This window comes from Pseudomonas urethralis, assembly GCF_021602465.1.
In the GTDB taxonomy this organism is placed as follows: Bacteria; Pseudomonadota; Gammaproteobacteria; order Pseudomonadales; family Pseudomonadaceae; genus Aquipseudomonas; species Aquipseudomonas vlassakiae.
The window spans coordinates 1-20,149 of sequence record NZ_BQIJ01000031.1 but is presented as its reverse complement, the minus strand read 5'-3'; the positions used below and the strand labels follow the sequence as shown (position 1 = coordinate 20,149).

Annotated in this window: 15 protein-coding genes; 5 read left to right on the top strand and 10 right to left on the bottom strand. The window is 66.0% G+C overall.

What is annotated here, in order from left to right; all coding sequences use genetic code 11:
• Nucleotides 1-173: 173 nt before the first annotated feature.
• The 4 genes from L6D64_RS27370 to L6D64_RS27355 all read left to right on the top strand — a co-directional run bounded on the left by L6D64_RS27370 (nt 174) and on the right by L6D64_RS27355 (nt 5,556).
• Nucleotides 174-1,514 carry a cytochrome C gene (locus tag L6D64_RS27370; protein WP_176506955.1) on the top strand — a complete coding sequence of 447 codons (1,341 nt, stop codon included), beginning with the start codon at nt 174-176 and terminating at the stop codon, nt 1,512-1,514.
• Between the two features lie 4 nt (nt 1,515-1,518).
• Nucleotides 1,519-2,010, top strand: a complete 492-nt coding sequence (locus L6D64_RS27365) for a sorbitol dehydrogenase (protein WP_176506956.1) — start codon at nt 1,519-1,521, stop codon at nt 2,008-2,010.
• Nucleotides 2,007-4,265 carry a GMC family oxidoreductase gene (locus L6D64_RS27360; protein WP_176506957.1) on the top strand — a complete coding sequence of 753 codons (2,259 nt, stop codon included), beginning with the start codon at nt 2,007-2,009 and terminating at the stop codon, nt 4,263-4,265. Before L6D64_RS27365 ends, L6D64_RS27360 begins: the two co-directional genes overlap by 4 nt.
• Before the next feature lie 139 nt (nt 4,266-4,404).
• On the top strand, nt 4,405-5,556 hold the full coding sequence (locus L6D64_RS27355) for a pyridoxal-phosphate-dependent aminotransferase family protein (RefSeq protein ID WP_176506958.1): 1,152 nt from the start codon (nt 4,405-4,407) through the stop codon (nt 5,554-5,556).
• A 16-nt stretch (nt 5,557-5,572) separates the two neighbouring features.
• Here the strand turns inward: L6D64_RS27355 and L6D64_RS27350 are convergent, their stop codons facing one another.
• The 3 genes from L6D64_RS27350 to L6D64_RS27340 are packed head-to-tail and all read right to left on the bottom strand — an operon-like array spanning nt 5,573 to nt 9,000.
• On the bottom strand, nt 5,573-6,388 hold the full coding sequence (locus L6D64_RS27350; RefSeq protein ID WP_176506959.1) for a helix-turn-helix transcriptional regulator: 816 nt from the start codon (nt 6,386-6,388) through the stop codon (nt 5,573-5,575).
• A 53-nt stretch (nt 6,389-6,441) separates the two neighbouring features.
• Nucleotides 6,442-7,860, bottom strand: coding sequence for an aminotransferase (locus tag L6D64_RS27345; RefSeq protein WP_176506960.1), 1,419 nt, complete (start codon nt 7,858-7,860; stop codon nt 6,442-6,444).
• Nucleotides 7,861-7,896: 36 nt separating this feature from the next.
• Nucleotides 7,897-9,000, bottom strand: coding sequence for a polyamine ABC transporter substrate-binding protein (locus L6D64_RS27340; RefSeq protein WP_176506961.1), 1,104 nt, complete (start codon nt 8,998-9,000; stop codon nt 7,897-7,899).
• Between the two features lie 230 nt (nt 9,001-9,230).
• On the opposite strand from L6D64_RS27340, the gene L6D64_RS27335 reads away from it, so the two are divergent.
• Entirely contained in the window at nt 9,231-10,622 is a 1,392-nt protein-coding gene (locus L6D64_RS27335) for an FAD-dependent oxidoreductase (RefSeq protein WP_176506962.1), read from the top strand.
• Between the two features lie 38 nt (nt 10,623-10,660).
• Here the strand turns inward: L6D64_RS27335 and L6D64_RS27330 are convergent, their stop codons facing one another.
• Genes L6D64_RS27330 through L6D64_RS27300 form a run of 7 tightly spaced genes read right to left on the bottom strand, consistent with a single transcriptional unit; the run spans nt 10,661 to nt 19,748 of the window.
• Nucleotides 10,661-11,365 (bottom strand): NAD(P)H-dependent oxidoreductase, encoded by a 705-nt coding sequence (locus L6D64_RS27330; RefSeq protein WP_176506963.1) that lies wholly within the window; start codon nt 11,363-11,365, stop codon nt 10,661-10,663.
• Between the two features lie 35 nt (nt 11,366-11,400).
• Complete coding sequence (locus L6D64_RS27325; protein WP_176506964.1) at nt 11,401-12,816, bottom strand: aldehyde dehydrogenase family protein; 1,416 nt, start codon at nt 12,814-12,816, stop codon at nt 11,401-11,403.
• A complete protein-coding gene (locus L6D64_RS27320) occupies nt 12,809-13,999 on the bottom strand; it encodes a pyridoxal phosphate-dependent aminotransferase (protein ID WP_176506965.1) in 1,191 nt (396 codons plus the stop codon). The genes L6D64_RS27325 and L6D64_RS27320 overlap by 8 nt, the downstream gene beginning before the upstream one ends.
• A gap of 29 nt (nt 14,000-14,028) precedes the next feature.
• Nucleotides 14,029-15,636, bottom strand: a complete 1,608-nt coding sequence (locus tag L6D64_RS27315) for a 5-guanidino-2-oxopentanoate decarboxylase (protein ID WP_176506966.1) — start codon at nt 15,634-15,636, stop codon at nt 14,029-14,031.
• 10 nt (nt 15,637-15,646) lie between these two features.
• On the bottom strand, nt 15,647-17,746 hold the full coding sequence (locus L6D64_RS27310; RefSeq protein ID WP_176506967.1) for an acetate--CoA ligase family protein: 2,100 nt from the start codon (nt 17,744-17,746) through the stop codon (nt 15,647-15,649).
• A 13-nt stretch (nt 17,747-17,759) separates the two neighbouring features.
• Nucleotides 17,760-18,920, bottom strand: coding sequence for an acyl-CoA dehydrogenase family protein (locus L6D64_RS27305; protein WP_054887792.1), 1,161 nt, complete (start codon nt 18,918-18,920; stop codon nt 17,760-17,762).
• Between the two features lie 36 nt (nt 18,921-18,956).
• Nucleotides 18,957-19,748 carry an enoyl-CoA hydratase/isomerase family protein gene (locus L6D64_RS27300; RefSeq protein WP_176506968.1) on the bottom strand — a complete coding sequence of 264 codons (792 nt, stop codon included), beginning with the start codon at nt 19,746-19,748 and terminating at the stop codon, nt 18,957-18,959.
• Nucleotides 19,749-20,149 lie beyond the last annotated feature (401 nt).

Below are 20,149 nucleotides of genomic sequence, written 5' to 3'. Positions count from 1 at the left end.
CCCTTGAGGCTGGGCCTGGTTCGGCATTGACCCTACCGGCAGTCGGATATTCGTGGGGGGGCCAGCGAGACGGCTAGCCTCCAATCTAGCGTCAGGGATAACGCTGAACATTCGGCCCATGAAGGGCCCGTACGCCTCGTCGTCCCGACGCTTTATCTGCTGAGGAGACGATAATGAAAATAACCTTGAAACGCTTGGCATACATGGGAGCGAGCTTCACCAGCGCGCTCGCCATGGCCGATGCGGCCAGCCCGCCGGTACTGTCACCGGTAATTCCGTTCGACGTCAGCGCCAATCCCCCCTTCACCCTGGACAACCTGCAACACGATTTCGACGTGCTGTCGTGGCAGACCTTCGTCGCGCTGAACTGGCCCGCCAACCCCGACGGCAGCGCCAACACCTCGGCTCAGATCGGCGCGCCGGGGCAGACGGTCTGGGAATCGTGGAAGGAGAGCTACGAGATCTTCCTGCCCCAGGGGCAGCAGCCGACGGCCTGGGGCCAGAAGGCGCCGTTGCCAGCCGCCTGCCAGGGCAAGGGCGACCTGCCCGTGCTGCAGCAGATGGGCAAGGTCGCCGGGGTGCTCGACGAATTCATCCAGCCCTTCAAGACCGGCCCACTGGTGGACCAGAACGGTGCCTACACGCGCAACGCGATCATGGTCAACCAGCCGATGTTCGACGACATCGTCAACAATGGGCTGTACAGCAAGGAAGGCCAGCAGGCGTTCATGAGCAAGGCCGACAACCGCATCGCCTTCGCCTGCGGCTCGCAAAAGGCGCAACAGGTCGGCGCGATCATGGTCAAGTCGGCCTGGAAAGTGCTCGATGGCACTGACAACCCGAGCGACTTCCATGCCGTCGACGCGCTGGTCTACACCCCCGGCAACACCGACCCGGACAAGGGCGCGGTGATCCCCGCGTCGTGCAGCGCGCAGAAGGTCGGGCTGGTCGGCCTGCACATCGTCCACAAGACCAGCGCTGCGCCGCAGTGGGTGTGGTCGAGCTTCGAGCATGTGCGCAACGTGCCGGAGAAGACCACGCCGGTCGAGGAGCGCACAGGCCCCTACCTGTTCTACGATGCCAAGGCCAGCGACCGCCCGGTGAACGAGCCGCCTGTGCCACCGTGGGACCCGTCGAAGAAGGCCACGCCCTCGCAGATCGTGCGGGAAATTCCGCTCACCGCCGCAACCCGCCAGCTCAACCTTCAGTGGCAAGGCGCGCTCAAGGGCACCGTGTGGGCGAACTACCAGCTGATCAGCACGCAGTGGCCGACCGACCCGGCCGATGACTGCCAGGCCCCCTCGCCCACCAACCCGCTGGGCACGCCTGCGCCCAACTTCCTGGCCAACGCCACGCTGGAAACCTACAACCAGGGCACGACCCCGCAGGCGTCTTCCAGTTGCATGGAATGCCACAACAACGCCACCACCCGCGTGACCCAGTCGCCGCGCACCAGCTTCGCCGATTTCACCTTTCTGCTTGAACGTGCCCAATCCACTGGCGCCAAGGAGTGATGCCATGAGCGATCCGAACCTGCAGAATTTCATCGACCTTTCCGCCACGCTCACCGGCCTGTCGGCCGACCGGCTGGCGCCTGCCGTCGACCCGATCAACCTGCCGCCGCTGTTCTTCGCCACCGCCCAGCAAGGCATGGGCACCGCAGCGTTCAGCAACCTGCTGGAACTGTACGTCAGCATCAAGAACCAGCCCCCTGAGCAGATCGCCAGCGCCGTGCTCGGCAACGCCGACCCGCAGATTGCCCAGGGCGCTCGCTCGATCATGAAACTGTGGCTGCTCGGTAGCTGGTATCAGCCCTATGACCAGGGCAACGCCCATGCCGGTGATACCCGCGTGGTCTCCGACCAGGCCTACAAGGAAAGCTGGGCGTGGAAGATCGCTCAGTCCCACCCCATGGGCTACAGCCAGTACCACTTCGGCTACTGGGCCGAGCAGCCTGCAACCCTCAAGCAATACACCGGTGTCGACGCCAAGGAAGGGCAGCAGCCATGAGCACTCTGAACACCCAGAACATCGAAACCGCCGATGTGATCGTCGTGGGCGCCGGCATGGCCGGCAGCGTCATGGCCTACCAGTTGGGCCTGGCCGGCCTGAAAGTGCTGGTGCTCGAGTCGGGCCCGGCGATCCCGCCGAACCGCAGTGAGTACCTGGAACGGTTCTACACCGCCGTGCTCAAGGCGCCCGAGGCGCCATACCCACCCGAGCAGACCGAGCAGGCCCCGCACACGCAGTTCGCCCCGCGCGCGACGATCCAGGACTTGATCACCGCCGGCAGCAACGACCCGGACAAAGCGCAGAAAAGCTACCTGGTACAGAAAGGTCCGCAACTGTTCGCCAGCACCTACGAGCGGGTAGGCGGCGGCACCATGTGGCACTGGATGGGCACCGCCCTGCGCCTGCTGCCCAGCGACTTTCGCATGCGCACCCTGTACAACGTCGGGGTCGACTGGCCGATCAGCTACGACGACCTGCAGGCCGCCTACTGTCGCGCCGAGCAGGAGATGGGGGTATCCGCCGATGTCGCCTCGCAGGCTTATCTGGGCGTGACCTTCCCTCAAGGTTATAAGTACAGCATGCACGGCATCCCGCCGTCACTGGTCGACCAGGGCCTGGGCAAGAACGTCACCGGCACGCGCTACCAGAGCCCGGAGAAGGCGCCCGACGGCAAGCCGTATCCGGCGGTCACGCTCAATGTCCGGCAGACCCCGGCCGGGCGCAATTCGCAGAGCGACAACGGCCGCCGGGTGTGCGCCGGCAATACCAGCTGCACGCCGATCTGCCCGATCCAGGCCAAGTACGACGCCACCGTGACCATGGCCAAGGCGCTGGATACCGGTAACGTGCGCATCCTTTACCAGGCCGTGGCGAGCCAGGTGCAGGTCGATGCCAATGGGGTGACGGGCATCGATTTCATCCAGTACCAGGACAATGGCACGCGCCAGAACGGCACGGCCCAGGGCAAACGCTACGTGATTGCCGCCCACGCGATCGAAACACCCAAGCTGCTGCTCAACTCGATAGGCCCGCACAGCCCCAAAGGCGTTGCCAACAGCAGCGGCCAGGTCGGCCAGGCGTTGGCCGACCACCCGGTGTACCTGGCCTGGGGCCTGATGCCCGAAGGCAAGCCGCTGTTCCCGTTCCGCGGGCCATTGTCCACCTCGGGGATCGAGGACATGCGCGACGGCCCGTTCCGCAGCCAGCGTGCGGCCTGGCGTATCGAGATCGGCAACGAAGGGTGGAACTGGTCTGTGAACGACCCCTACGCCTCGGTCTGCGATTTCATCGACGGCACCAACAAAGGCGGCGCCAACCCCGGCAACCTGGCATTGTCCGGCCAGGCACTGGTGCAGCAGCTCAACAGCGTGCTGACCCGCCAGTTCCGCCTGGGCTTTTTGGTCGAGCAGGTGGAGAAGGACCCCGACAATGCACTGTGCCGGGTGGAGAGGTCCGCAGAGTTCACCGATGGCCTGGGCCTGCCGCGGCCTCAGATCACCTACGCACTGTCCGACTACACCAAGGAGGGCTTCAAGCAGGCGCGCCTGGCCGCCACGCACATCATCACCGAGCTGATGGGCGCCACCGAGCTGACCAACCTGAACCCTGCGCTGGAGCCCGGCTCGCAAACCGTGTTCGAGTACGATGGCCAGCACTATGCGTTCTACGGCGCAGGCCACCTGATGGGCACCTACCGCATGGGCTCCGACCGCACCCGGTCGGTGGTGGACAAAGACCAGCGCAGCTGGGACCACCCCAACCTGTTCCTGGTCGGCGACGGCGTGTTCCCCACCACCGGCACCGCCAACCCGACGTTGACCATCACCGCGCTGACCTTCCAGGCCGCCGATGTGGTGGCCAGCGACCTGCTCAAGCGCACGTTGCAGGTGCAGGCCAACCAGGCATGGCAAGGCACCGGCATGCGGGTCAATGGGCAGAGCTGGCAGCTGGCGGTCTGTACCGGTGGCCAGTGGACGGCCAACCCGGCCACCGGCATGGTGGGCGCGCAGGGCAACCCAGGGTTGATCGCCAAGCCGGGCTATACCTTGCCGGGGCAGAACGAAGGGGCCTTGATCGGCCGCATCGGCGACAACGGCGAACCGTTCCTGGTCGGCCAACAGGTGCAGTTGCCGCGTGGCCAGCAGGGCGAGTTGCAGCTGTGCATCAACGACGACCTGACGGGGCGTTATGGGGCCGGCTTGAGCGATAACCTGGGCAGCCTGTCGGTGGAGGTTCGCTTCGGCACGGTGTAGGCGCTGTGATTGCAACCCCAGGGTGCTGTGCTGATGCCGCAGTGCCATGGGGTTGCCGCCAGCCCAAGCCCAAGCTTGTCATTTGCCAATGCTTGGGCCAAGGTCGATACCACTGACATCTCTGCCGAAGGAGTCACCCATGTCAAAGATCTATCCCGGTATCGATCCCGAGGGGCTGGTCGAGTACTCGGTGGTCTACACCGACCGCTCGCTCAATCACATGTCGCAGGCCTTCCAAGGCGTGATGAGGAACATTTCCAGCACCCTGAAGCAGGTCTACAACGCCCAGGCCGTTGCGGTGGTCCCTGGCAGCGGCACCTTCGGCATGGAAGCGGTAGCGCGACAGTTTGCCACCGGCCAGCAGTGCCTGGTGATACGCAATGGCTGGTTCAGCTATCGCTGGAGCCAGATCCTTGAGATGGGCAATATCCCGGCGGCCACCACGGTGCTCAAAGCCCGGCCGGTCGAGACGGGTCGCCAGGCGGCCTACGCCCCTCCCCCTCTGGACGAAGTGCTGGCGGCCATTGCGGCGCACAAGCCGCAGGTGGTCTTCGCCCCCCATGTCGAAACCTCATCCGGGATGATCCTGCATGACGCGTACCTGCGGGCCGTCGGCGACGCCGTGCACGCGGTGGGGGGCCTGTTCGTGGTGGACTGCATCGCCTCAGGCACGCTGTGGGTCGATATGCACCAGTGCGCCGTGGACTTGCTGATCAGCGCCCCGCAGAAAGGCTGGAGCGCCTCGCCTTGCTGTGCCCTGGTGATGTTCAGTGCCCTGGCCCTCGAACGCATCGCGCAGACACAGAGCAGCAGCTTTGCCTGCGACCTGAAAAAGTGGCTGCAGATCATGCAGGCCTACGAACAGGGCGGGCATGCCTACCATGCGACCATGCCCAGCGATTCCCTGGCACGTTTCAACGATGTGATGAACGAGATGCGCGCCTATGGTTTCGACAAGGTCTGCAGCGAACAACAAGCGCTGGGCGATCAGGTGCGCGCGATGCTGGTCGGCAGAGGCATCAAGAGCGTCGCGGCAGCCGGTTTTCAGGCCCCGGGTGTGGTGGTGAGCTACACCGACGATGCGGATATCAAGAGCGGCAAGAAATTCGCCGAGCACGGCCTGCAGATTGCCGCCGGCGTGCCGTTGCAATGTGACGAGCCAGCCGACTTCCAGACCTTCCGCATTGGTCTGTTCGGGCTGGAAAAACTGCACAATATCGAACGCACCGTCAGCACCCTTGAGCAGGCACTGGACGAAGTGTTGAGCCGTGACCGCCCGCTGCCAGGCTGAATCGGACGATATCAGCTCAGACCCGCCTCAACCAGCCAATGAACTGGGCGAACAGCTCTGATTGCGAGTTGATGTCCAGCTTCAGGTACAGATTCTTGCGGTGCATCCGCACCGTCTCGGGCGAGATCCCCAGTTCATGGGCGGTGGATTTCACCGAGTGCCCCTGCAACACCATCTGCGCCACCTGCCGCTCGCGCTCGGTGAGCACCCCGCAACCAAAGCTGTCGAACGCCGCCTGCACGCTCTCCTTGGCCTGCGGCTGCGGCTCCAGGCCATGGCGGGCAAAGCGCATCAGCAGCTCGCGCACCATCGGTTCCACCGCCTGCAACAGGTGCAGTTGTTCCACACCCAGGCGCGCACCGCTGCAGCCCTGGAACAGGCTCAGGGAAATCTTGCTGTCGTTGCCCAGGTCGACGATGAAGTAGCTATCCTCGCTGCAGCCGGTGCCCAGGTAGTAGGTCTTGTAGTAATCACTGTCGAAGAAGTTGTCCGGGGCGATGTCTTCCAGGTGATAGAAGCCCTGCGCCAGGCCCTTTTGCACCGCCAGGCAGAACGGATCGAGCAGGTAGCCCGCGGCGAAATAGCGTTCCAGCACCGCCTCGTGGTAGCGGGCCGGGATGCCCTGCTGGTACAGCAGCTGCGGCGGCTGGCCCTTGCGTTCGAGGCTGATCAGCATCGACTCGGCCGCCACCAGCTGGCTGATGGCCGCCGCCAGCCAGGCCAGCGCGTCCGGGCCGTCGCTGTGGGCGAGGGCTTGTTGCAGGGCGCCGTGCCATTGCTGCAGGGCATGAAACGGCAGGTTTATTGTGGTGTTTTCGTGTGCTCGGCTCATGCCCCGCAGTCTACCGGCCGGGGCATGCGCGTGCATCTTTGGCAGAAGGTCGATCATTGCCCGTGGTACAGGCCCTGCTCGGTCAGCTCCTGCGCCGCTTCGAGAATGCAACTGCGCAGGGTTTCAACGATCTCGTCCACCTGGGCGTGAGTGATGATCAGCGGCGGCGACATCACGTTCAGGTGCATGATCGGGCGCACCAGCAGCCCTTTGGCCTGGGCCCGCACGTGGATGCGCTCGCCGATGTTCACCGCGTCCGGGAACAGCGCCTTGGTCTGTTTGTTGGCGACGAACTCGACGCAGGCCATCAGCTTCATGCAGCGCACCTGGCCGACCAGCGGCAGTGCAGCCAGGCTCTGAAGGCGCTGCTCCAGGTAGCCGCCGACGTCGTTGACATGGGCCAGCAGGTTTTCCCGCTCGATGATCTCGATGTTCTTCAGCGCCGCCACGCAGCACACCGGGTGCCCGCTGTAGGTGAAGCCGTGGGTGAAACAGCGGCCCTTGCCCGGCTCGGCGATCACCTTCCAGATGCGCTCGGAAAAGATGCACGCGCCCAGTGGCAGGTAGGCCGAGGTCAGGCCCTTGGCGGTGGTGATGATGTCCGGGGTGACGCCGAACAGCGCTTCGGAGGCGAAGAAGGTACCCAGGCGGCCGAACGAGGTGACCACTTCGTCGGCGACGAACAGGATGTCGTAGGTCTGGCACACCTGCCACATGCGCTGGAAATAGCCCTCGGGCGGGATGATCACCCCGCCCGAACCCATGATCGGCTCGGCGAAGAAGGCCGCGACGTTGTCCGCGCCCAGGGAGAGGATCTTGTCCTCGAACTCGGCCACCAGGAAGTCGAGGAACTCGGCCTCGTCCATGTCGTCGGCCGCACGGTAGAAGTTGGGGTTGGAGACGTGGTGGATGAGGTCGTGGGCGTAGTCGAACTCCGGCACCCGGTCGGCGGCCTTGTTGCCGATCGACATGGTCAGGCAGGTCGAGCCGTGGTAGGCGTTGTAGCGGGCGATCACGTGTTTTTTATGCGGCTTCCCGCGGCAGTTCTGGTAGTACTGGATCAGCCGGTAGGCAGTGTCCACGGCGGTGGAGCCGCCGGTGGTGAGGAATACATGGTCGAGGTCGCCGGGCGCGAGGCTCGCGAGCTTCTGGCACAGTTCGATGGCTTTCGGGTTGGCCATGTCCGAGAACGGGTTGGAATAGGCCAGCTGGCGCACCTGATCGGCGATGGCCAGGGCCATTTCCTCGCGACCCAGGCCGATGTTGGTGCACCACATGCCGCCGACGGCGTCGAGGAAGCGGTTGCCCTGGGTGTCGTGGATGTAGGCGCCGTCACCGGCCTGGATGTTCAGCGCGCCCTGCTCGGCGTGCTCGTCGAACATGTGGTAGCCGTGCATGTAGTGGGCTTTGTCGGCTTTCACCAGCTGGTCGTTGTGCGGGGTGGCGGCCAAGGGGCGAGTCGGGGTAACCATGAGCAATTCCTTGTCGGATCGGTACGGTGAAAGGGGTCAGATGCCGGTCTTGACCGTGCTCCAGACCCGGGTGATGGCGCGCATGGCCTGCGGGTCCTGGGACTTCTGGGTGAACAGCCGCTCGCGGGTCTGCTCGTCGGGGTAGATCGCCGGGTCGTTGCGGATATCGGCCTGCACCAGCGGCGTGGCGGCCGCGTTGCTGTTGGCGTAGTGGATGTAGTTGGTGACCTCGGCCATGGTCTTGGGTTGCAGGAGGTACTCGATGAAGCGGTGGGCGTTGGCCACGTGGGGGGCATCGTTGGGCAGGTAAAGGCTGTCGAACCAGATCAGCGAGCCTTCCTTGGGGATGAAGAACGCCAGCTTGATGTCCTTCTTCGCCTCCACCGCACGGGCCTGGGCGGTGGCGTAGTCGCCGGACCAGGTCAGGGCCATGCACACGTCACCGTTGGGCAGGCTGGTGAGGTAGTTCACCGAGTCGAACTTCTTGATGTAGGGGCGGATGCCCATGAGCACGTCCTGGGCGGCCTTGAGGTCGGCCGGTTTGGCGCTTTGCGGGTCCTTGCCTAGGTACTTGAGGGCCAGCGGGATGACTTCGCTGGGGGCGTCCATCACGGTCACGCCACAGTCGGCGAAGCGCGAGACGACCTTCGGGTCGAACAGCATGGCCAGCGAACCGATGGGCGCGTCGGGCATGCGCTGCCTGATCTTGTCGACGTTATAGGTGATGCCGGAGCTACCCCAGGTGTAGGGTGCCGAGTAGACCATGCCGGGGTCGAAGGCCTGCAGGCTCTGCACCACCTGCGGGTCGAGGTTGACCCAGCTGGGCAGCTTGGTCTTGTCCAGCGGCTGGAATACCCCGGCCTTGATCAGCGGCGGCACCAGTGAGCCATTGAGCATCACCAGGTCGTAGCCGGAGCGGCCGGTGAGCAGTTTGGTCTGGACCGTCTCGTAGCCGTCGAAGGTGTCGTAGATCACCTTGATGCCGGTTTGTTTTTCAAAATCGGCGAGGGTGTTTTCGCCGATGTAGTCAGTCCAGTTGTACAACCTGAGTGTGTTGCTGGTGTCTGCCTCGCTGGCCAGGACGGCCGTGGCGGTGCAGCTGAGCAACAGACTGGAAATCACCTTCAATGCCTTGCGCATAGCAACTCCATCGTGTGATCAGGATCGGCTCGGGTGAGCGGATGGAGCCACTATCGGGTGGATTGGGCCACGCGGCCATAACCCGAATGGGTGGGGTCGCGCATAAATAGCCCGAACTTATATATCCATACGTTAAATCGATTTTATTTATGCACAGTGCACTGCAAGGATGCGTGGCACAGGGTGCGCATGGCTCGGCGCCCTTCTCGGTCCCTTTCTGGAGAAGCACGATGCGCCCTTTCTGGCTGGAACAAGCCCTGAACAATCAGCCCGACGAACCCTGCCCGCCCCTGCGCCAGGACACCCGCGCCGATGTCTGCATTGTCGGTGGCGGCTATACCGGCCTGTGGACCGCCATCATGCTCAAGGAACAGAACCCCGAACTCGATGTGGTCATCGTCGAAGCGGACATCTGCGGCGCGGGGGCCAGTGGGCGCAACGGCGGTTGCGCGCTGTCCTGGTCGGCGAAGTTCTTTACCCTGGAGCGTTTGTTCGGGCTCGAAGAGGCCGTGCGCCTGGTCAAGGCGTCGGAGCAGAGCATTTATGCGATCGGCGACTTCTGCAAAAAGTACGGCGTGGATGCCGACTACCGTCTCGACGGCACGCTGTACACCTCGACCAGCCAGGCTCAGGTCGGCTCCACGGACGCTGTGGTCGCCGCGCTGGAGCGCCATGGCATCAATACCTTCAGCAAACGCCCGCTCGCCGACGTGCAACGGATGGCGGGCTCGGCCCAACACCTGGAAGGCTGGTATTCGCCCGCAGCGGCCAGCGTGCAACCGGCCAAGCTGGTACGTGGCCTGCGCCGCGTTGCACTGGGGCTGGGTGTGCGTATTCATGAAGGCTCGCCGATGGTCGGCCTCGACGAAGGGCAACCAGCCACGGTCATCACACCCCACGGCAAAGTCACCTGCGCCAAGGTGGTGCTGGCGATCAATGCCTGGATGGCCCGGACCTTTCCACAGTTCTCGCGTTCGGTGGCCATTGTCTCGAGCGACATGATCATTACCGAACCCCGCCCGGACCTGCTGGAACGCATCGGCCTGACCAGCGGCGTGACCGTGCTCGACTCACGCATCTTCGTGCACTACTACCACAACACCCCGGACGGGCGACTCATGCTGGGCAAAGGGGGCAATACCTTCGCCTTCGGCGGGCGCATGCTGCCGGTATTCGACCAGCCATCACCCTATGCGGACCTGCTGCGCAATTCGTTGGAAAAGTTCTTCCCGGCATTTACCGGCGTCGATATCGCGGCGACCTGGAACGGACCTTCGGATCGTTCGGTCACCGGCTTGCCTTTCTTCGGGCGCATGGGCGCCAAAGGCAACATCTTCTATGGCTTCGGTTATTCCGGCAGTGGTGTAGGCCCCTGTCACATGGGCGGTCAGATCCTGTCGTCGCTGGTGCTGGGGCTGGACAACGCCTGGACCCGCTCGCCATTGCTCAACGGCCCGCTCGGGCATTTCCCGCCGGAACCCATCCGCTACCTGGGGTCATTGATGGTACGCAACGCCATTCGCCGCAAAGAGCGTGCCGAGGACCTTGGCCGGCGTCCGCGCCGGCTGGATGTTCAGCTGGCCAAGTTCGCCGCGGCAGCCGGCAAGGCGGACAAGGCATAAGCCCTTGCCGCCCAATCGCGGTCTGTTCGGGCGGGTGATCAGCGCGGCAACGGATACAGCGCCTCATCGAACTGGTCGAGGCGTGGGAAGCTCAGCGGCAGGTCATCCGACAGGTGCTGCAGGCGCTGTTCGTAACGGTGCAGGAAGGTCTGGCGCGCCTCGTCGCTGATGTACGGCACATGCCAGGCCACGAACGGCTCCAGCACTTCGAAACCGACATAGGCCAGGGTGCCGCGCAGGATCGGCCGCAGCATGTCTTGCAGTGGCCCGTGGATCGCCCCTTCGCCAAACATGTGCTCTCGCCCGCCCAAAGTCACGGTCACCAGCGCACGCTTGCCGGCCAGGCCGCCCTGGTCGTAGAAACGCTTGCCGCCGTAGCACACCCCGGATACCAGCACGCGGTCGATCCAGCCCTTGAGCATGGCCGGTGCCGAGAACCAGAAGATCGGGAAGTTCAGCACCAGCAGGTCGGCCCACAGCAGCTTGTCCAGCTCTTGCTGGATATCCGGGGCGATGGAACCGCTCTTCACGCCCAGACGCTGCTCCAGCGCATACACCAGGTATTCCGGGTTTTCCCGGTGGCTGAAGTCATCGGCGCTGGCCACCGGGTTCCAGCCCATGGCGTACAGGTCGCTGACCTGCACCTCATGGCCCTGGGCGCGGAAGGTTGCTGCCGCTTGGTCACGCAGTGCCGCGGTGAAGGATTGAGGCTCGGGGTGAGCGTGAACGATCAGGACTTTCATGGGTAATTCCTCAAACAGTCTTCAATGTGAACGAATCAGAGTTGGATGGCCTTGACCTCGACGAACTCGTTCAGTCCCTCCTCCCCCCACTCACGGCCATTGCCCGACTGCTTGTAGCCGCCGAACGGTGCCTGGTAGTTGAACGCCCCACCATTGACGAAGCATTGCCCCGCGCGCAGCTGGCGGCCCAGTTGTAGCGCCTTGTCGCGGCTACCGGCCCACACTGCGCTGGACAGCCCGAACGGCGAGTCGTTGGCCAAGGCAATGGCCTCGGCCTCGTCGGCATAAGGAATCAGGCACAGCACCGGCCCGAAGATTTCTTCCTGGGCAATGCGCATGCGGTTGTCGACGTCGGCGAACAGCGTCGGCGGCACATAGAACCCACGCTCGAAGCCTGGTGCTGCCTCCCCGCCACACAGCAACCGTGCACCCTCTTCCTGGCCGACCCGGATGTATTCCTGCACCGTGCGCCGCTGCCCGGCCGAGCACATCGGCCCGAGGAAGCTGCGCGGGTCCTGCGGGTCGCCCATCACCAGGCTGCCGGCCTCGTCCACAGCGATTTCCAGGGCCTCGGCATAGCGCGAGGCCGGCAACAGCATGCGCGTCAGTGCGGTGCAGGTCTGCCCCGAGTTGATCATCACGTCCTGCACGCCGTGGCGCACCGCCGCTTCCAGTGGGGCGTCGGCGGTGATCAGGAACGGCGACTTGCCACCCAGCTCCAGACACACCCGCTTGACCGACGGCGCCGCTGCCTGGGCAACACGCACGCCCGCCGCGGTGGATCCGGTGAACGAGACCATGTCCACCAAAGGGTGCCGTGCCAGTGCCTCGCCGACCTTCGCCCCCGGCCCGCTGACCAGGTTGAACACCCCGGTCGGCAGCCCGATGGCCTCGATCATTTCAGCCAGCAGGAAGGCATGCAGCGGGGTCTCCTGGCTCGGCTTGACCACCACCGTGCAACCTGCTGCCAGCGCTGGGGCGAGCTTGCCGAGCAGCTGGTGCAGCGGGTAGTTCCAGGGGTTGATGAACGCGCACACGCCCACGGCCTCGCGGTACACCCGCGAGTTGCCGACTTCGCGCACCTCGTCCATCAGGCCGGCCAGTTCGATGTACTGCTCTAGCCCGACGATGGGCCCATCGACCTGCACCGGCCGGCACCACTGCACCGGCATGCCCAGCTCGGTGGTGATCACCGCGGCCATCTCCTCGGCCCGTGCCCTGAGCTGCTCGGCCAGGGCGCGGATGTACCCGGCGCGCACGCTGGACGGCGTGCGCGACCAGTCGGCGAATGCCCTTCGCGCCGCGTTGACGGCGCGTTCCACATCCGCTTCGTTACCCAGTGGCACCCTGCCGGCCACGGCCTCGCTGGCCGGGTCGATCACCTCGGCCATGCCCTGCCCGGCCGGTTGCTGCCAGCGGCCATCGATGAACAGACGGCGGTATTCACGCATTGCGTTGCGCCTCCATCAGTTCGCTCGCGCACAGGGCAATGCGCCGGCAAGCCTCGCCTAGCGGTTCGGCGCCAAGCACCAGGCCCAGGCGGATATGCCCGGCCGCGCTCGGGCCGAACACTTCACCGGCCAGCACCGACACCCCGTGCTGGTCGAGCAGGCGGTCGGCAAAGGCTTGCGCGCTGAGGCCGGTGTCGCGGATATCGACCATTACGAACATGCCGCCATCGGGCTTGAGGGCCCGTAGGCCTGGGCAGCCGGCAAGCCTGGCACACACCAGGTCACGGCGCTGGCGGTAAGCCTCGCGCATGCCCTCCAGCTCCGGCAACGGCTGCTCCAGCGCGGCCACCGCCGCATCCTGGATGAAGTCGGGCGAGCCATACAGCATGCACAGCGCGAGGTTTTCCAGGTGCCCGGACAACGCCGGCGAACCGACCACCCAGCCGACCCGCCAGCCGGTCATGGCGTGGGACTTGGACAGGCTGTTCAGTGTCGCCGTGCGCTCGGCCATGCCCGGCAGGCTGGCCGGGCTGATGTGCTCGCCTTCGAACAGCAGCTCGCTGTACACCTCGTCGCTGATCAGCCACAGGTCATGGGCGATGCACAGTTCGGCCAGGGCCTCCCAGGTGCTGCGCGGCAGGCTGGCACCGGAGGGGTTGTGCGGGCTGTTCAGCGCCAGGGCACGGGTGCGCGGGGTGATCCGTGCGGCGACGTCCGAGGGCTGCACGCGAAAGCCATGCTCAGGGCGCACCGGCACCGGCACCACCTTGGCGCCGCAGGCACCGAACACCGCCTCGTAGGTGACATACATCGGCTCGGCGACGATCACTTCATCGCCCGGCTCCAGCACGCATTGCGCCACGCAGAACAACGCGCACTGCGCCCCCGCCAGCACCGTCACCTGGTCGGCGGTGACCGCCTGGCCGCTACGCTGCTGGTGGCGACGGGCGATGGCCTCGCGCAGGCTGCGCTTGCCGCGCACGTCGGCGTAATGGGTATTGCCGGCTTCGAGGCTGGCAACAGCGGCCTGAACGATTGGCGCCGGGGTGTCGAAGTCCGGGTCGCCGACCGACAGCAGCAGCACGTCGCGGCCCTGTTCGAGCATGGCCAGGGCGCGGTAGTGGATCTCCCAGGCGGCGGCGCCGTCGCCGGCGATCCGTTGGGTCAAAGAGGAAAATCGCATGGCTGGTTGTCCTGTTGTGCGGGGTGGGCTCAGCGCGCGCAGGCGTGCTTGAGCTCGATCAGGGTTACGCCGTTGCGGGCAAAGCCGGCGCGCAGGTCGCGTTGCAGTTCATCGAGGCTCTGCGGTTGCGCGACCGTGCAGCCGAAGGCACGGGCCAGGGCGGCGAAGTCCGGGTTGCGCGGCAGTACGCCAATGGGTTCGATATCAAGGTCGAGCATGTCGTCGCGGATCTGCCCCAGCGCATCGTTGTTCCACAGCAGCACCACCAGCGGGCGGTCCAGTTCTTCGACTGCGGTTGCCAGCTCCTGCGCGGTGTAGAGGAAGCCACCGTCGCCCACCAGCACCAGGCCCGGGCGGTCGGCCGTGGCGAACATGGCGCCGATGCCGGCCGGCAGGCCATAGCCAAGGGTGCCGTAGCCGGTGGGGTGCAGCCAGCTGCGCGGTGCCCGGCTGTTGAATACATAGTTACCGGTGTAGGCCAGCTGGGTCATGTCGGTGCTGATGAAGGCGTTTTCCGGCAGCTCGGCTGCGACCCGCTGCAAGATCGCCTGGTGTATCGCCTGCAAGGGCGCGTGGTTCGCCTGCACGGCGGCGCGCAGGCGCGCCACTGCCGCGCATGCCAGGGCCGCATCGCGCACGCCGTCCGGCAACTGTTCGAGCAGCCCCGCCAAGGTCTGCCGGGCATCGCCGTGCAACGCCAGCGCACAGGGGTAGAAGTCGTTGAACTTGCGCGGGTCGATATCCACCCGCAGCAGTTCGCCGGTCAGCGGCAGGCGCTCGCGCCAGAAGTCGGTGTCGGCCATCTCGGTACCGACCGCCAGCACCACGTCGGCCTCGGCGATCAGCGCCCAGCCCGGTTCGACGCACAAGGTGGAGCCGGCATTGAGCGGCGAGTCCAGCGGCGCCAGGCCTTTGCCAGCGACGCTGGTGAACAGCGGCGCCGCCAGCCGGGTGCTCAACTGCTGCAGCTCGGCGCCCGCCTGCAGCGCGCCACCGCCGGCGAAGATCATCGGGCGCTTGGCCGCCGCCAGCCGGGCAGCCGCCTGTTGCAGGCTGTCGAGGCTGGCCGGGCCGCGACCGGGGCGGCGCACCACGTCATGGCTCCAGTCCCGCGCCACCGGCGCCGCCAGCACGTCCAGCGGCACCGATATATGCACCGGGCGCGGGCGTTCACTGTCGAACACGGCATAGGCGCGGGCGATCAGCTCCGGCAGGTCCTCGGGCTTCAGCGCCACGGCCGAAAAGGCGGTGATCGGCGCCGTCATGGCGCGCTGATCCTGGGTCTCGTGCAGGCACCCCCAGCCTTTGCCCAGGCTGGCGGTGTGGTTGACGCTGGAAATCACCAGCAGCGGAATCGAGTCGGCGTAGGCCTGGCCGATGGCGGTGGCGGCGTTGGTCACGCCGGGGCCGGTGATGACAAAGCAGACGCCGGGTTTGCCGCTGACCCGGGCATAGCCGTCGGCCATGAAGCCGGCGCCCTGCTCGTGCCGGGTGAGCACGTGGCGGATGCCGCTGCCGGGCAAGCCGCGGTACAGCTCCAGGGTATGCACGCCGGGGATGCCGAAGACGGTGTCGACGCCGTAGTTGGCCAGCAGGCGCACCAGCGCCTGGCCGCCCGTGAGTGTGGGGTTCGTCATGTTCATGTCCTTACACCTGGCCGAGGCGGATCAAGGCATCGACCGCAAGGGTGCCATGGGCACCGACCATCAAGGGGTTCACATCCAGCTCCAGCAGCTGGTTGGCGTTTTCGCAGGCGTAGTCGGCCACCGCGCGGATGGCAGCGACCAAGGCATCCAGGTCGGCCGCCGGCTTGCCCCGAAAGCCCTGCAGCAAGGCTGCGCTGCGCAGCCCCAGTACGGCCTTGCGGATGGCACCGTCGGTGGTCGGCAACAGCAGGCTGCTGCTGTCCTTGAGCAGCTCGACGAGGATGCCGCCAGCACCGATCACCAGCGCCAGGCCGAAATCCGCCTCGCGCTTGATGCCGACGATCAGCTCGGCCAGTGGCGCGCCAGCCATGGGTTCGAGCAGTACCTGGTCGAAGGCGACGCCCGGCGCGTAAGCGGCGATGCGCGTGCGCATCTGCTCAAGCGCCCGGCTGAGCGCTGCCGCGTCGGCCAGGTTCAGCGCCACCGCGCCCGCCTCGGTCTTGTGCGGCAACTGCGCGCTGACCGCCTTGAGCACCAGCGGGAAGCCCACGTGGCCGGCATCGGCCAACGCGCGCTGCGGGCTGCTCAGCACGCCATTCGGGATGGGCAGGCCGAAACCGCGCAGGGCCTGCTTGGAATCCCACTCGTTGAGCAGGCGGCTGTCACCGGCCAGCGGCTGCGGGCACAGCGGCACCAGCGCCGACTCGCCCAGCGCCAGCAAGGCCGGGCGCTGCTGCGCGTAACGGGCAACCCGGCCCCAGGCTGCCAGGCCATCCTCCACCCCTTGCAGCGCCGCCACCCCGGCCGCGTGCAGGCGCTCACGGGCGCTGGCTGGCAACAGCTCGGGGAAGGCCGAGGTGACGAAGCCGGCCTTGCCATGGCGCTTGAGTGCCGTGCAGTACAGCTCCAGCAGCAGGTCGCATTCCTTGCGCTCGCCGGTGAACTCGGCGGGGTAATCGAGCACCAGCATCGCCGCGTCGGCGTCGCTGCGCAGGGCGCTGTCGAGCATGCGCGCCTTGGCCGGGCCGTCGCCCCAGATCGCCGTGGTGAAGTCCAGCGGGTTGACCAGATTGGCGTAGGCCGGCAGCACCTGGGCCAGCTCCTCGACCTGACGGGCGTCCAGGGCCGGCAGGTTCAGCTGGTTGCTTTCGCTGTAGTCGGCGATCAGCCCGGCATCGCCGCCCGAGCAGGCCAGCGCGATCAGGCCGGGGCCCTTGGGCAGGACGCCGCAGGCGGCGGCCTTGAGGGTTTCGACGAAGCTCACCGGGCCGCTGACGCGAATCACGCCCAGGCGCTCGAACAGGCTGTCGTACAGGGCATCGGAGCCGGACAGCGAACTGGTGTGGCTCAGCGCCAGCTCGGCGCCGATCTGCGACACACCGGTCTTCAGCGCGACGATCGGGATGCCCTTCTCCAGCGCTTTGTGCGCGGCACGGGCAAAGCCCGGTACGTTCTTCAGGCCTTCCAGGTGCAGGCCGATGGCGGTGACCCGGGGTTCGTCGAGCAGCACGTCCATCAGCTCGGCAATGCCCAGTTGCGCCTGGTTGCCGACCGAGGCCATGTAGGCCACCGGCAGCGAGCGGTCGCTCATCGACAGGTTGTAGGCGAAGTTGCCGCTCTGGGTCAGCACCGCCACACCCTTCTCTACCGCTTTGCCACCGTGGGCCACCGGCCACAGGGCGGCACCGTGCAGGTAGTCGAGCAGGCCGTAGCAGTTGGGCCCGAGCAGGGCCATGTCACCGGCGGCGTCGAGCAGCTGCTGTTGCAGCGCCTGGCCCTCGGCGCCGCTTTCGGCGAAGCCCGAGGCATAGCAGATCGCCCCGCCCGCGCCCTTGGCGGCCAGTTCGGCGACACAGGTCAGGGTCAGTACGCGGTGGGTGGCGATGAACACCGCGTCCGGCGCGCAGGGCAGCTCGGCCACGCTGCGCACACAGGGCACGCCGTCGATGCTGGCGTGCTGCGGGTTGACCAGCCACAGCTGGCCTGGGTAGCCGCCCTCGGCGCAGCGCTTAAGCGCACGGGCCATGCTGCGCCCGCCGACGAAAGCCAGGTGCCGGGGGGCCAGCAGGCGTTTGAGGTTGTCACGAATGGCTTGCGACATGGTCAGGCTCCGGTCAGCGCAGCAGTGGGCGCAGCAGTTCGCGCGAGATGATGTGCCGCTGGATCTCCGAGGTGCCTTCCCAGATCCGTTCGATGCGTGCATTGCGCCAGATCCGCTCGACCGGCCCTTCGTCCATCAGGCCCATGCCGCCGTAGATCTGCACCGCTTCGTCGGCGACCTTGCCGAGCACTTCGCTGGCGAACAGCTTGGCCATGCCGGCCTCGCCATCGGTCATGCTGCCCTGGTCCATCTTCCAGGCGGTGTGCAGGGTCAGCAGCTCGGCGGCGCGGATCTGCGTGGCCATGTCGGCGAGCTTGAACGACACGCCCTGGTAAGTGCCGATCGGCTGGCCGAACTGCTTGCGGTCGGCCGCCCATTGCAGCGACACGTCGAGTGCGCGCTGGGCCTGGCCGACGCAGTTGGCGGCGACCATGACCCGGCCTGCGGTCAGCCAGGCATTGGCCACCTCCCAACCCTTGCCGACTTCGCCCAGCACCTTGGCGGCCGGGACCTTGCAATCGTCGAAGAACAGTTCGTAGGTGTGGTAGCCACGGTTGCTCACGCATTTCGGGCCACGGCGGATGGTCATGCCCGGGGTACCGCGGTCGACCAGGAAGGCGGTGACGGCGTTGCGCTTGCGGCCGTTGTGTTCGTAGGTGTCAGTGACGGCGAAGACGATGGCGAAATCAGCGTGCCCGGCATGGCTGATGAAGTGCTTGCTGCCATTGATCACGAAGTCATCGCCCTCGCGCACGGCGCGGGTCTTGATCGAGTTGGCGTCGGAGCCGGCGCCCGGTTCGGTCAGGGCGAAGCAGTCGGTCTTCTCGCCACGGATGCACGGCAGCAGGTAGTCCTCGACCTGCTGGCCGGTGCAGGCCATGAGGATCTTCGACGGCCGGGCGACGAACACGTGCAGTGCCCAGGAAACCTTCGACAGCTCGCGTTCGATCAGGGCCTGGGACAGGTAGTCGAGGCCGCCGCCACCGACTTCCTCGGGCATGTTGAAGGCGTAGAAGCCGGCGGCGATGGCCTTGCCACGGATCTGCGCCGCCAGTTCCGGCGACACCTGGTCGGCACGGTCCACGGCTTCTTCATGGGGCAACAGCTCCTTGGTGACGAAGCTGCGTACGGCATCCACCAACATTTCTTGTTCTTGGGTCAGTTGGAAATTCATGGCCTGTTCCTGGGTAACCGGGGAAAGAGTGAGGGGTCATTGGCCGCTGAAGCGTGGCGGGCGTTTTTCCGTGGCGGCGCGCAGGGCCTCGGCGCCGTCCTCGCTGCGCCCGCAGAGCAGGCCGGCGGCCAGTTCGGCAGTGAGCTGCTCGGCCAGGCTGCGCGAGGCGCCTTCGCGCATCAGGCGCTTGGTCTGGGCGTAGGCGAAGGTCGGCCCCTGGGCCAGGCGTGCGGCCAGTGCGGCGGCAGCGGCGGGCAACTGCTCGTCGGCGACCACTTCACCGACCAGGCCGGCCGCCAGGGCGCGTTCGGCGCCCCACAGTTCGTCGAGGAACAGCAGGCGCTTGGCCTGCTCGCTGCCGATCAGCCGAGGCAGGTGCCAGCTGGCACCGGCATCCGGCGAGTAGGCCATGCTGGTGTAGCCGGCCTTGAAGCGTGCCGACTGGGCCGCCAGGCGCAGGTCGCAGCACAGCGACAGGTCCATGCCGGCGCCGACGGCAGTGCCGTTGATGGCGGCGATAGTGGGCTTGTCCAGGTTGTGCAGGCAGTGCATCAGGGCGTGGGCGGTTTCGGTCCAGCCGTAGGTTTCCAGGGCGCCGCGGGCTTCGGCTTCGGCCCACTCGGCGAGGTCGGCGCCGGCGCAGAAGCTGCGGCCAGTGCCGGTCAGGACTACCACACGAACTGCTGGGTCGGTGTTATAGGCTTCAAGGGCTGCATGCAGCTTTTTCAGAGTGGGGATATCCAGCGCATTGCGCTGCTCGGGGCGGTTCAGGGTGATCCAGGCAACGCCGGCTTCAACCTGGGTGAGTAGGGACGACGGAGCGGTCATGACGGGCCTCGGATTATTGTGATTGGTGTGGGAGGTGAGGCTCATGCTAAACGAGTGTTCAACAAGGAGGCAATTGCGGTTGCGGCGGTGTTACAACTTCGAACAAGTGGTGATCGTCAGGTGCATGGCGGGGGATTGGGTGAGGGCTGACAGGTGCTTGCCGGTGTTTTTGCAGGGCCTGTGAGATCGAGCGCCGCCCGCGCGGCGCATCGCGGGCAAGCCCGCTCCCACATCTGTTTCGGGCCAATTTCTCCTGTGAAGCCAACAGGGACCGCCTTGTTTGCTCCCTTCGATATTGAGGTGGGCGCCACTGCTTTTTCATCGATCATCAGTCATGCACCAAGGCGGATCCTGTTGGCGGGACAGGAGTAACTGGCCCGAAACAGATGTGGGAGCGGGCT

Excerpts from the sequence above, each read along its gene's own strand:
- L6D64_RS27310 (WP_176506967.1), bottom strand. The coding sequence starts at position 17,746 with ATGTCGCAAGCCATTCGTGACAACCTCAAACGCCTGCTGGCCCCCCGG.
- L6D64_RS27355 (WP_176506958.1), top strand. The coding sequence starts at position 4,405 with ATGTCAAAGATCTATCCCGGTATCGATCCCGAGGGGCTGGTCGAGTAC.
- L6D64_RS27315 (WP_176506966.1), bottom strand. The coding sequence starts at position 15,636 with ATGACGAACCCCACACTCACGGGCGGCCAGGCGCTGGTGCGCCTGCTG.
- L6D64_RS27370 (WP_176506955.1), top strand. The coding sequence starts at position 174 with ATGAAAATAACCTTGAAACGCTTGGCATACATGGGAGCGAGCTTCACC.
- L6D64_RS27350 (WP_176506959.1), bottom strand. The coding sequence starts at position 6,388 with ATGAGCCGAGCACACGAAAACACCACAATAAACCTGCCGTTTCATGCC.
- L6D64_RS27320 (WP_176506965.1), bottom strand. The coding sequence starts at position 13,999 with ATGCGATTTTCCTCTTTGACCCAACGGATCGCCGGCGACGGCGCCGCC.
- L6D64_RS27340 (WP_176506961.1), bottom strand. The coding sequence starts at position 9,000 with ATGCGCAAGGCATTGAAGGTGATTTCCAGTCTGTTGCTCAGCTGCACC.
- L6D64_RS27300 (WP_176506968.1), bottom strand. The coding sequence starts at position 19,748 with ATGACCGCTCCGTCGTCCCTACTCACCCAGGTTGAAGCCGGCGTTGCC.
- L6D64_RS27305 (WP_054887792.1), bottom strand. The coding sequence starts at position 18,920 with ATGAATTTCCAACTGACCCAAGAACAAGAAATGTTGGTGGATGCCGTA.
- L6D64_RS27365 (WP_176506956.1), top strand. The coding sequence starts at position 1,519 with ATGAGCGATCCGAACCTGCAGAATTTCATCGACCTTTCCGCCACGCTC.
- L6D64_RS27325 (WP_176506964.1), bottom strand. The coding sequence starts at position 12,816 with ATGCGTGAATACCGCCGTCTGTTCATCGATGGCCGCTGGCAGCAACCG.
- L6D64_RS27330 (WP_176506963.1), bottom strand. The coding sequence starts at position 11,365 with ATGAAAGTCCTGATCGTTCACGCTCACCCCGAGCCTCAATCCTTCACC.
- L6D64_RS27360 (WP_176506957.1), top strand. The coding sequence starts at position 2,007 with ATGAGCACTCTGAACACCCAGAACATCGAAACCGCCGATGTGATCGTC.
- L6D64_RS27345 (WP_176506960.1), bottom strand. The coding sequence starts at position 7,860 with ATGGTTACCCCGACTCGCCCCTTGGCCGCCACCCCGCACAACGACCAG.
- L6D64_RS27335 (WP_176506962.1), top strand. The coding sequence starts at position 9,231 with ATGCGCCCTTTCTGGCTGGAACAAGCCCTGAACAATCAGCCCGACGAA.